This window comes from Wolbachia endosymbiont of Nasonia giraulti (genome assembly GCF_048054155.1).
Taxonomy (GTDB): Bacteria; Pseudomonadota; Alphaproteobacteria; order Rickettsiales; family Anaplasmataceae; genus Wolbachia; species Wolbachia pipientis_C.
The window spans coordinates 43,691-55,879 of the sequence record NZ_JAFEVH010000003.1; the positions used below are offsets into that span (position 1 = coordinate 43,691).

Consider the following 12,189-nt stretch of genomic DNA (forward strand, 5'->3'; position numbering starts at 1 on the left):
TACCTTTTTCTCTTAGCTGTGTAAAAGTATAAAAATTGCAGCAGATGGCATTATGATATATAGCAGTAGCTTTTATACAGGGTTAAAGCCAGATCCACTGCTCAAAGTATCAGAGTGGGCAGATAGAAATCGTCAACTTTCAACGATAGCATCATCAGAGCCGGGGAAATGGAGAACAGAGAGAACGCCGTACCTTAAGGAAATAATGGATTCACTATCTTCGTCTTCACCGGCCGAAAAAGTGGTATTCATGAAAGGAGCGCAGATAGGCGGAACAGAAGCTGGGAATAACTGGATAGGATATATAATCGACCAAACACCAGGCCCTATGCTGGTAGTACAGCCAACAGTAGAAATGGGCAAGCGTTGGTCAAAGGGAAGATTTGCGCCGCTCATTGAAGATACGTCATGTTTAAGGAGTAAAATAAAAGACCCAAGGTCGAGAGATTCAGGCAACACTGTACAAAGTAAGGAATTTCCCGGAGGAACGGTAGTAGTAACAGGTGCCAACAGTCCAGTGGGTTTACGTTCAATGCCGGTAAGATATCTTTTTTTAGATGAAGTAGATGCATATCCAGGAGATTCAGGAGGAGAAGGAGATCCAGTTTTACTCAGCATAGCCCGAACTAATACATTTACGCGGAGAAAAATATTCTTAGTTTCAACACCAACGGTTCACGGAATAAGCAGAATAGAGAAGGAATTTGAGAGTTCAGACAAACGATACTTTTTTGTACCTTGTCCACATTGTGATCACTATCAGGTGCTGAAATGGCCACAGATAAAGTGGAAAGATAAAGATCCCTCAACAGCCCATTATGTGTGTATAGAATGCAGCGGCAAAATAGAAAACCATCAAAAAACAGAGATGCTAGCTAGAGGTGAATGGAGAGCAACTAGGGAGGAGGGAAAAAAAGAGGCAAAAATAGGGTTTCATTTATCGAGCTTGTATAGCCCAGTTGGTTGGTATAGTTGGAAACAAGCAGTGGAAGATTATCTGCATGCAAAGGAAAATGAACAATTACTAAAAGTTTGGATAAATACAACACTCGGAGAAACCTGGGTAGATAAGGGAGAAGTACCAGACTGGAAGCAACTATTTGAGCGTCGAGAAAATTTTCCGATAGGCATGGTGCCAAAAGGTGGAAAAATAGTGTTAACGGCAGGGGTTGATGTACAAAAAGACCGCTTAGAAGCAGAAGTAGTAGCATGGGGTATGGGTCGTGAGAGTTGGTCAATAGACTATCAGGTATTAGAAGGTGATACTGGAAGTGGAGAAGTATGGGGGAAACTGTCAGAGCTCTTGAATCATCATTTTATCGGTGAAAATGGGCTTGAATACATGATAAGTATGATGGCGGTAGATGCTGGGTATGCAACACAGGAGGTATACAATTGGGTAAGAAGTCATCAAGGATCGGGAAGAGTAATGGCAGTGAAAGGGGTAAACAAAGCCCTAGTGCCGCTTAACAGCCCAAGTAGAGTAGATGTAACAGTTGGCGGACAAAAGCTAAAAAGAGGAATAAAGCTCTGGCCAGTTGGAGTATCGATATTAAAGTCAGAATTGTTTCAGTTGCTGAATGTTTTAACAGAAGGGGCGCCGGGATATTGTCATTTTCCCGAATATCCACCTGAATATTTTAAGCAGCTAACCGCAGAGCAACTAATTACCAAAGTAGTAAAAGGATATACCAAACAAGAGTGGCAAAAGATAAGAGACCGAAATGAAGTATTAGATTGCAGAGTTTACGCAAGAGCAGCGTCTATTGCCCTGGGGATTGATCGTTGGCCAGAGAGTAAGTGGGAGAGTTTAGTAGGTGAAAAAGCTAAAAAGTCAAAAAAAGTGAGAAGAAGTCAATGGTTGAGTGAGAAAAGTTGATGTACAACCAAGAATATTTAACTCAAGTAAAAGAAGCGATAAAGAAGCTACAGAGCGGGGAAAGAGTAGTATCGATTGCATATGGCGATCACGTGGTTAGGTACGGAGAAGTGCAGATAAATGACCTCTTGAGCTTAAGACAACGCATTAAAGCTGAGCTGAAAGTTGCAGGTGTGAAGAGAAAGATTGTTATTTCAACGAATAAAGGAATTGACAAGTGAAAATGTAATACTGTACGTTAGATAATTTATAAATATAGGGGTAACATGATAGGAAATGTAGAAAGATTGCAAAGAGAACTACTTGAAGAAATGGGGTCTATTTCTTTGGGGAGTAGTAATACAAGGGCATTAGAGATTGTCAATCAATTAGGAGAAGATCACATTAATGATACTATTATGACTCTTGATGGCAGGCAGTTTACAGCTTTAGATTGTGCAATTATGTTTGACAGTCAAGGTAATAATCCAAGAATAAATGAAAGGCCGAGAATAAATAACAATGCATTTAGAGAATTAGAAGGTGCTATTAGGAGTGCTGGAGGAAGAACATCAGAAGAATTGGGTAGAAGACAAGATATTCCTTATGATCGAGAAAGCTTTAATGAGCAAGTGAGTACGTTTTTAACAGACGTTACTATAGAGCATGTTATGGCAGGGAGACTACATCTAATGGTTTAAATTGAATGCGGAAAAAATTATCCTAACGGAAAAAAGCTGAGGAAATTGGTTAACCAATTGTTAAGTATTTAAAGGAGATCCGGGACGTAAAGAGGAGAGTTGTGATTTCGACGAACAAAGGGATTGTATAAAGAAATACTTATTGAAAAATTAAAAGAGATACTGTATAATTAGTGTAACATCTAGGTTTGGTTAAACATATGGTAAACTCAAGAGTTAATGTAACCTTCAATCCAAAAACTTCACAGCATCTTATTGAACTAGCTAAAGCAACTAAGCAGTCTGTTCAAAAATTAACAGAAAAGCTAATCAAAGAAGCAATTGAGCTTGAAGCAGAAGACATTGCGTTTTCCAAAATTGTTAGGGAGCTTGATGCTGACGATTCAGAAGAAGTAGAGGATAGTGAAGACATCTGGAAATAAGCGGTACACTATAAAATACCTTAAGCATGTTCTTAAAAGGAATTTGCCCTCCTTACCAGAAGCTATAAAGCCAAAAATTAAAGATGCAATAAGAGAGTATCTTGCAACTGATCCCATTGGTAATGGTGTATTGCTACGTAATAGATTAAAAGGACACAGAAGAATAAGAGTTGATGATTATCGTGTCGTCTATCGTGTAAATACTGCAGAACGTAAAGTAACTATTGTTTCAATAGGACACAGGGACAACATTTACAAGCAGGCAATATTAGATCTACTAAAACATTAAGAAAAGACATTTGTGCAGGAATCTCTTGCATAAATAGAAAATGTCAACAGCTTGTTTTCTCCAGCAGCTTGACGTAATTTTAAATAGCGCAACAATTTATTGCCCAATTAATAGTCTAAATGTTACTCAAATCATTCAAACAATTATTCCGCAAACCAAAAATCAAGAGCTCAGCCTGGGATGCGTCAGGCTCAGGAAGAAGATTATTGCACTTTCAACCAGAAGTAGGAAGTATAAATAGCTTACTTTCCCAGAGCCTTGAACACCTGCGTAGTCGGTCACGTGACATGGTAAGAAAGAACTCCTATGCGGCAAACATAATCGATACGATAGTGAGTAATTGCGTTGGAACGGGAATAAAACCGCAATCAAAAGCCAAGGATGGAGAATTTCGGAAAAAAGTGCAAGAATTATGGCTGAGATGGACAGATGAAGCAGACAGTAGTGGAGTAAGTGATTTTATGGGTTACAAGCTTTGGTTTGTAGGAGCATGATAGAAGGAGGAGAATGTTTTGTAAGACTTCGAACAAGAAAACGAGAAGATGGTCTTTGTGTGCCGTTGCAATTACAAGTACTTGAGTCAGAGCATTTAGACAATAAGAGCAATCAAACCCTTGCCAATGGTAATGTAATTAGAAACGGGATTGAATTTAACCGACTTGGGCAAAGAGAAGCGTATTACCTTTTTCGAGAACATCCGGGTGAAGGCTCGTTTGGAGAATCAGTTAGAGTGCCAGCAAACGATGTTTTACATATCTATAGACCACTAAGACCTGGGCAGATTCGAGGAGTACCATGGTTGTCCAGTGTACTGTTAAAGCTCTATGAACTTGATCAATACGATGATGCGGAATTAGTCAGAAAAAAGACTGCAGCAATGTTTGCGGGATTTATTACCAGACTTGATCCTGAAGCAAACATCATGGGAGAAGGAGAGAGTAATGAACATGGAGTAGCGCTGTCTGGCTTAGAACCTGGGACTATGCAATTACTTGATCCCGGAGAAGATATTAAGTTCTCGGAACCATCAGACGTTGGGGGAAGTTATGAAGCATTCATGAAACAGCAGCTTAGGGCAATAGCAGTAGGCACAGGGATAACTTACGAGCAGCTAACAGGAGATCTAAGTGGTGTCAATTATTCATCAATAAGAGCTGGGTTAATAGAGTTTCGTAGGAAGTGCGCGATGTTACAGCATAACGTGGTAGTATTTCAGCTTTGCCGGCCAGTATGGAATAGGTGGCTAGAATTAGCACTACTCTCTGGAGAACTGGACATAGGTGAAAATTGGGCAAAAGAAACAGCAAAAGAGGTAAAATGGATACCGCAAGGGTGTGCTTACGTAGATCCACTAAAAGACCAGCAAGCACAGCAAATGGCAGTAAGAAATGGATTTAAGAGTCGATCGGAAGTGGTTTCAGAACTAGGTTATGATGTAGAAGAAATAGACCAAGAAATTGCTGAGGATCAAAGACGTGCGAGTGAACTGGGCTTAAGTTTTGATTCTGATGTGAATTCTAATGCTGAAATGATATAAAATTCTATTTCTATGACAAATGGGTTTTTATTGCCCCAGACACAAATAAAAAATTTTAAAAACATATGACGACACAAATAAATTGGATGAATAAGCCGATGATGATAGAGCAAAGGAGTTTTGAATTATTGTCATTACATGCTGGAAAACACCCTACGTTTAAAAACATAAAACACACTGCAGAAAACAACGTAGAAAAAATAGCAATAATACCAATACATGGAATTTTGACCAAGAAACCAGGAGCTTTTGATGACATGTTGGGAATGACATCATATGAGAAGATACGTGAAGAGATAGAAAAAGCTTTAATAGATGAAGAAGTAGAAACAATAATTTTGGACATAGACAGCCCTGGAGGGGAAGTAAACGGTTTATTCGACCTTTCTGATTTTATTTACGAAGCAAGGGGATTAAAAAAGATCGTAGCAATAGCAAATGATGATGCGTATTCTGCGGCGTATGCAATAGCGTCAAGTGCTGAAAAAGTATTGGTAACGAGGACTTCAGGAGTTGGAAGCATAGGAGTAATAGCAAGTCATATAGATCAAAGTGGGTTTGATGAAAAACAGGGGATAAAATATACCACAGTATTTGCAGGAAAGAGAAAAAACGATTTAAATCCGCATGAGCCGATAACATCAGAAAGTGTGGAAAGCTTACAAGATGAAGTAGACCGCCTATATGAGATGTTTGTCGAGCTTGTAGCAAGAAATAGGAATCTTTCCACGGAAAAAATCAAATCAACGGAAGCAGGGCTATATTTTGGTGAGAAAGCAATAGAGATTGGACTTGCTGATGAAGTGATAACATATTCTGAATTTATAGATAGGAGAAACAATATGAGTAAAGCTGAATTTAACTATAAGGGCCACACCATCGATGCTGATGAGTTAATGGAAGAATCAAAACGAATAGGTTATGAGAGGTGCCGCAAGGAAGTATTAGAGGTAATAAGATTGTGTAATTTGTCAAAGATGCCAGAGAAGATAGGAGAATTTATTGAGCAGGATGTAAACGCAAAACAAGCCCAAGAGATATTAATGTCGATACTGGCGGAGAGAACGAAGAAGACAGAGATACTGAGCACAATACCACAAAGTTCATCAGAAGATTTAATGATGCAGGTAGCAAGAACTCGAGCGCAATCTGGCATTTGAGAAATTTAGGTACCAGCAATTACAAATGCCGCGGTAAACAAGTCCGCCAGAATAGCCAATTATAAAGTTTTCACCGCGACGTATAGCAACTTTAAACACCGCGGTAAACAAATCTTGTAACCGCCGTATATAACACTAACAAAAGCGGCGGTAAAACAATTAAGGAGATGGTATGAATAGTTATTGCTTGGTTGGAAGCATGAGAAGATAATACCTTCTCAGAGTGGATAGGTGGCAGATTGAAAATGTTTGTGAGGCCCTTTCTGCTTTTTGCAGTATAGGAAAAAGACCTCGTGAAGGAGATTAATCGCCCCTGCCACCGAAAACCATCGTGCGGCCTATAAAATTTAGTGACCGCGTATAGGAGAATGGACCAACCGGTAATATTCTACTCTGATATGTTGGAGTATTCAATAAGGGAGAAGATTTATGCGTTACATAGGTGTTGATTTACATACTAATAGTTTCACTGCTTGCTACTTAGAACAGGAAAAACCAGAGTATATTAAAACGTTTCGCTTACAGGATTTAGGTAATTTTATCAAAAATCTTCAAGAAACAGATGAAGTAGCCTTAAAGGCAACGGGAAATAGCTGTTTCTTTTATGATGAAGTGTCACCTTACGTTAAGCGCGTTGTTGTGGTTGCTCCCTTGCAATTTGAAGTTATTCGTCGTTCTGTGAACAAAACAGATAAACATGATGCAAGAGCTATTGCTTTTTTTCTCAGCAAAGATATGTTGCCTGAAGCAAAATGCAAGAGCAAACAATGCCAACAGTTAGCTTCTCTTCTTAAAACAAGAGATCAGTTAGTAAAATCACGGGTATCTTTAATCAATAAAATACATGGACTTTTCAATTACCACGGAATAAAGATTAAAAAGGAAGTACTGACAATCAAAGCGGGATTTGAATGCTCTCTTGGTAAACATGATTGGAGTCACTTGGAAAAGGTTGAGATTGAAGTGATTAGCAGTAATCTGGAAGTCATTCGAGAAAGTCTCAAAAAACTTGAAAAGGAAATTATAGCTTTTGCTCAGCAGCTTCCTGGATTTAATAATCTCATCAGCATTAAAGGTATTGGTGCGATTTCTGCAGCAGTTTTTGTTGCAACAATTGGTGATATTAATGATTTTAGTAATCCTGAAAAACTTACAGCTTATTTTGGAGTTGTACCGCGAGTTTCTCAATCCAATCAACAATGCACAATTGGAAGAATTACTAAACGTGGATCAAAAATTGGGCGTACTTCTTTAGTACAGTGTACTTGGATTGCTATACGTTATAGTCCTTATCTGAAAAGTTTTTACGAGCGTGTGAAAAAAAGCGTGGTTCTGCTAAGGCTATTATTGCTACTGCTAGGAAGTTTCTCACAACTATTTTCTATACTCTTAAAAACAACTGGATTTTCAAAGATTTTACAAAATATGAAATTTCTTATTGACAACAATCATAGGAGAAACATTTATGAGTTGTATAACCGAACAAAATAACCTTGGTGACCTATTAAAGTATGAGGCATCAAATCTATACTCAAGAGACCAAATAACAGTAGCAAAGGGGCAAAACCTAAGCTTGGGTACTGTAGTTGGCTGTAATATTGAAGATAATGTAATTAAGATTATCAATCCAACTGCAACAGATGGTACGCAAACAGCTATAGGAGTGATAGCAAGTGATGTAAACGTGAAAGAAAATACCAAAGCAGTAATCATTACACGTATAGCAATGCTAGCAGATCATGCAGTTGTGTGGCCAGCAAATATAACAGAAGAGCAGAAAGCTGCAGCAATAAAGCAACTTGAAGCACGAGGCATCATTATCCGCAAAGGGGTTTAGAAGCCCAGCAAACATCTTAATCATTCGCAAAGGGCTTAAAAGCCAACAAACATCTACAGCATTAAAGGGGAAAAAACATGCAAAATCCATTTACAAATTCAGCATTTAGTATGACGGAATTAACTAAAGCAATAAACATATTGCCGATAAATTATGGTCGAACAGAAAGCTTAAATTTATTTCCAAGTAGATCGGTAAGATTCCGACATATTACGATAGAAGAGCAAAACGGTGTTTTGAGCCTATTACCAACGCAAGTTCCCGGAGCACCAGCAACAGTGGGAAAACGTGGAAAACGAAAAATAAGAACGTTTACGATACCACATATTCCCCATGATGACGTAGTGTTACCTGAGGAAGTGCAAGGGATAAGGGCATTTGGGTCAGAGAATGAACTGAAAGCGTTGGCTAACGTGGTAACAGATCATCTGGAATTGATGAGGAACAAGCACGCGATAACGTTAGAACATTTGCGAATGGGGGCGTTGAAAGGGATTATTCTGGACGCTGATGGCAGTGAATTGTTAAATCTTTACAACGAATTTGAAATTACGCCAAAAGTAGTAAATTTTGCACTGGGAATAGCAACAACAGATGTAAAGCGTAAGTGTATGGAAGTACTCCGGCATATAGAAGATAATCTAAGTGGTGAATATATGACAGGAGTACATGCTTTGGTAAGCCCTGAATTTTTTGATGCATTAACTTCGCATAGTAAAGTAAAAGAAGCATATGAAAGATGGCAAGAAGGAGCAGCGCTTCGGAATGATATGAGATCAGGATTTACGTTTTGTGGAATAACATTTGAGGAATACAGAGGACAAGCAACTGATCCTGAAGGAACCGTGAGAAGATTTATTGAGAAAGATACAGGTCACTGTTTTCCACTTGGTACAGCAAGCACATTTACTACTTACTTTGCGCCAGCGGACTTTAATGAAACGGTAAATACACTAGGACAACCGCTCTATGCAAAACAAGAGCCAAGAAGATTTGATAGAGGGACTGACCTTCATACCCAATCAAACCCTCTACCAATGTGCCATCGCCCAGGTATACTTGTAAAACTTGCTGCATAACAGGTGAGGTAAAGCTAAGTGCAGATTGTTTTTAATACCCCGAACAGGAAGCATTATATCAACTAAAGAATAAAAAGCAACTAAAAAATTATGTTTAGAGATATTAAAAGATTATTTGCAGATTGTTTTGCACATCTAGGGCAGCAAGCGTTGTATGAATCAAAGGATAAGTCATATATGGTGCAAATATTAAAACAACAGCCAGATAAATTATACGAGATTGGTGAAGGACAATTTGTAGGGGAGATATTGATTTTGGAGGTGAGTATATTCGATGTATTGCAGCCAGTAGTAGATACCATACGCGTCAAGTTAAGGAAATAAAGGTATGAAAGAGATAGAATAATAAGGTATAAGTTCTCCCAGATATACTTTTAGTGAGAGAACCAATGAATAAAATAACTTGCTTATCAAAAAAGCTCAAAGAATTTTTTAATGAAAAAGCAGAGAAAATCTCAATTACAACAAGGTTTATAAAAAGAAAGAGAAAGCTAAAAGGTTCATCATTCGTAAAAGCCATGGTCTTGGGTAATATAGGAGTTGATAATTGTAGCGTAGAAACAATGTGTCAATTACTAAACGAGGACTCGATAGATATAACAAAACAAGGTTTGGATTTTAGATTTACTGAAGAAGCAGTGGAATTTATGAAAAGGATGTATAATGAATCTGTGATTCTCTTTAAAAATATCTTGCAAGTTGATTGCAAAATCTTACAGCAATTTAATAGTGTTAAATTATTGGACAGTAGCTATATTACTCTACCTAACAGTATGGAAGAGATGTATAAAGGTTATGGTACTAGCTACAGTGGCTATGAAAGCAATACTAAGTCTGGAATAAAGTTACAATTAGTTTTCGACTACATGAATCAGATAATAGACCAACTTAATTTAACGGAGGGGGTAAGATCAGACCAGGGATATAGGAAACATTTAAGTAATATATTAAGCAATGATTTGCTAATATCTGATCTCGGTTATTTTGTGCCAAGTTCTTTTAAACAAATCAATGAAATAGGAGCTTATTTCATAAGTCGTTATAAATCCGATACCAACATATATGATGTAGAAACAAATCAAAAAATGGAGTTATTAGAATGTTTAGAGGATAAGTTATTTTTAGAAAACGAGGTATTGTTAGGAAAAGAAGCAAAAATTAGAGTAAGAATTATATGTCAGAAACTAACTGAAGAACAGTCTATGGCCAGAAGAAGGAAAGCTAATAGATTAGCAAGATCGCAGGGATATACATCCTCTAAAAGAAATCAAAAATTGTTGAACTGGTCAATATTTATAACTAATGTTCCAGAAAATAAAATTAGTGCTGAGCAAGTATTAACGATTTACAGAGTAAGGTGGCAAATTGAGTTATTATTTAAATTGTATAAAAGCCATATCAGGCTTGATAAGCTAAAAGGAAAGCCATGCAGAGTATTATGTGAACTATATGCTAAATTGTGCGCAATTCTTATATTTCACGGCATAGTTGGTTGCACAGAAGTGAAAAAGAATACAGAACTTAGCTTAACAAAGGCATTTATTGAGCTAAAAAGGCGGGTTAGAGAGTTATTTTTAGTATTAACCAAAATTAATAGTTTAAAAGCATTTCTTAAAAAACTCACTATAACTTGGTCGCGATTTTCATTAAAAGACAAACGTAGAAGGGCTAGAGTATCCACTTTAACCTCTCTAAATTTGCTCACAATCTCTTAACTTGACGCGTATGCTTGATTCAACAGGTATTAGTCCGCTCGGCATTGAATACAAAAGGCTATATAACAAGCTAGATCATGCTCCAATTACATTTGATATGCTTAAAACCAAAGACATACCAAATTGGTTTAATGCAATATCAAGTGAGTATATTAAGAAGTTTATTGCGGATAATAATGTTAAAGTTAAATTCGAGGGAGATGGAGTAGTAAATCCGAAGCCCGAAGGTGATGATATAGGTCATCTATGGCTAGAAACTACATTCTATGCTAATTCAGATGTTAACTATGATTTTCAATATGTTGCAGCAGCAAATAGCATAGACCTTACTACTTGTTGTCATACGTTTGACATTACCACTAATTACTTAAGTAGTGGCATTCTAATGACTAATATGAATTTAAGGGAGATAAAATTTGCGGGTTCTGGTTCTGATTTTCCAGGTTATTTTCAAACTATAACTAAATTAAATTCAATTTATAATTATACAAATAATGTTGTGCCATACAATAAAGGTATTGATAAAATAACTGAGCAAACTAAAATAAATTACTCTGTTAAAAAGAATTTTTTTTATTTGACAGTAAGTCTTAATTATCAACAATTTCCGTATCCTTCAGGTTTATGTGGATTTTTTAATCCAGTTAATTTTAGTAGTAGAGTTTATGATATTGGTTTTCCTTTAAATATACCATCGGTTAGCGCTACTTTTTTGCAACACAATAATAATACTACTAGTACTTCACAAAGTTACTTTTTGTTTTCACCATGGTTTGTGTATTCAATGGCTTCAGTACATGGTACAAGTATTAGTTCTAGTGGTGGAGATTACCCTAGTTTCATTCATGGTGATTCTAGTGATTTATTAATGAAGTCATGGGGTGATTACGTTATTTACAAACAATCAGCAACGGACAAGAGAACACCAGGAAAACCGAATGTTCTGTTTGCTGGTAAAAATTCAGTGATAACCTATGCTATACAGCATAAAGCTTTGTTTACGCAAAGATGCTTGTATGTCTTGAAATTTAAAGAAGTGAAAGCAGGAGACTTTATAGGTCTTAAAACATCTCATAACACCCAAACTGGTAACAATTTTAACACAGTAATATGGTGGAGTGTTGATGGTGATGGAAAAGCACCAACTAATGTTACCGCCAAAGAATTTAGAGAAGTCAAAGCAACAAAAGATACGACACCAGAGCAACTCGCAGACATGATTGCCAATGATATTAACAATAAGGGAACAACTATATTCCACATTCCTAATATCACTGACGATAAGTGTGACTACTACATAAGGTGCTAACATGAAATAAATTTAAAAATAGGAGAAAAAACATGATTGAACAAAACAGTAAAATCGATGAAATCGATATTGAAATCAGTGAAAAAAATGCTGAAATCGATCATTTTTATGAAGAAACTTTAGAAAAAACGAAAAATATCATCGATGAGGCGATAGCCAAAGGGTATACGCTTGGTGATGATGATCGTAAAGTTTTAGAGCTGGTAAAGGCTAATGAGAAATTTGCTGAAAAAGTTCTAAGAGGTTGTCCGGAAACAAGTAAAAGGCTATAATATCTGAAAT

General features: G+C 36.9%; 13 protein-coding genes and 1 pseudogene. All 14 read left to right on the forward strand.

The window, feature by feature from the left end; translation table 11 throughout:
* The first annotated feature begins 52 nt into the window (after nucleotides 1-52).
* Nucleotides 53-1,879, forward strand: coding sequence for a phage terminase large subunit family protein (locus JR312_RS00870; RefSeq protein WP_416647483.1), 1,827 nt, complete (start codon nucleotides 53-55; stop codon nucleotides 1,877-1,879).
* Nucleotides 1,879-2,100 carry a gpW family head-tail joining protein gene (locus JR312_RS00875; RefSeq protein WP_010082193.1) on the forward strand — a complete coding sequence of 74 codons (222 nt, stop codon included), beginning with the start codon at nucleotides 1,879-1,881 and terminating at the stop codon, nucleotides 2,098-2,100. The genes JR312_RS00870 and JR312_RS00875 overlap by 1 nt, the downstream gene beginning before the upstream one ends.
* Before the next feature lie 45 nt (nucleotides 2,101-2,145).
* A complete protein-coding gene (locus JR312_RS00880) occupies nucleotides 2,146-2,559 on the forward strand; it encodes a hypothetical protein (protein WP_010082194.1) in 414 nt (137 codons plus the stop codon).
* Between the two features lie 200 nt (nucleotides 2,560-2,759).
* A complete protein-coding gene (locus JR312_RS00885) occupies nucleotides 2,760-2,981 on the forward strand; it encodes a hypothetical protein (RefSeq protein ID WP_010082195.1) in 222 nt (73 codons plus the stop codon).
* Nucleotides 2,962-3,270, forward strand: a complete 309-nt coding sequence (locus tag JR312_RS00890; protein WP_010082196.1) for a type II toxin-antitoxin system RelE family toxin — start codon at nucleotides 2,962-2,964, stop codon at nucleotides 3,268-3,270. Before JR312_RS00885 ends, JR312_RS00890 begins: the two co-directional genes overlap by 20 nt.
* A gap of 119 nt (nucleotides 3,271-3,389) precedes the next feature.
* Nucleotides 3,390-4,807 (forward strand): annotated as a pseudogene (locus JR312_RS00895) (phage portal protein).
* Between the two features lie 65 nt (nucleotides 4,808-4,872).
* On the forward strand, nucleotides 4,873-5,967 hold the full coding sequence (locus JR312_RS00900; protein WP_015588915.1) for a S49 family peptidase: 1,095 nt from the start codon (nucleotides 4,873-4,875) through the stop codon (nucleotides 5,965-5,967).
* 429 nt (nucleotides 5,968-6,396) lie between these two features.
* Nucleotides 6,397-7,409, forward strand: a protein-coding gene (locus tag JR312_RS00905; RefSeq protein ID WP_416647484.1) for an IS110-like element ISWpi14 family transposase whose coding sequence is annotated in 2 segments (ribosomal slippage) — nucleotides 6,397-7,285 and nucleotides 7,285-7,409 — 1,014 coding nt in all. Because the reading frame shifts where the segments join, the coding sequence is not laid out codon by codon here.
* 23 nt (nucleotides 7,410-7,432) lie between these two features.
* Nucleotides 7,433-7,804, forward strand: coding sequence for a head decoration protein (locus JR312_RS00910; RefSeq protein ID WP_070356777.1), 372 nt, complete (start codon nucleotides 7,433-7,435; stop codon nucleotides 7,802-7,804).
* 77 nt (nucleotides 7,805-7,881) lie between these two features.
* Nucleotides 7,882-8,883 (forward strand): major capsid protein, encoded by a 1,002-nt coding sequence (locus tag JR312_RS00915; RefSeq protein WP_010962476.1) that lies wholly within the window; start codon nucleotides 7,882-7,884, stop codon nucleotides 8,881-8,883.
* Between the two features lie 90 nt (nucleotides 8,884-8,973).
* The gene (locus JR312_RS00920; protein ID WP_416647485.1) at nucleotides 8,974-9,207 is read left to right on the forward strand and encodes a head-tail joining protein; all 234 of its coding nucleotides are present in this window, start codon (nucleotides 8,974-8,976) and stop codon (nucleotides 9,205-9,207) included.
* Between the two features lie 65 nt (nucleotides 9,208-9,272).
* On the forward strand, nucleotides 9,273-10,598 hold the full coding sequence (locus JR312_RS00925; RefSeq protein ID WP_264339118.1) for an IS4 family transposase: 1,326 nt from the start codon (nucleotides 9,273-9,275) through the stop codon (nucleotides 10,596-10,598).
* 10 nt (nucleotides 10,599-10,608) lie between these two features.
* Entirely contained in the window at nucleotides 10,609-11,907 is a 1,299-nt protein-coding gene (locus JR312_RS00930; protein WP_416647486.1) for a hypothetical protein, read from the forward strand.
* Between the two features lie 32 nt (nucleotides 11,908-11,939).
* Entirely contained in the window at nucleotides 11,940-12,179 is a 240-nt protein-coding gene (locus JR312_RS00935) for a hypothetical protein (protein ID WP_274978974.1), read from the forward strand.
* Nucleotides 12,180-12,189: the final 10 nt, after the last annotated feature.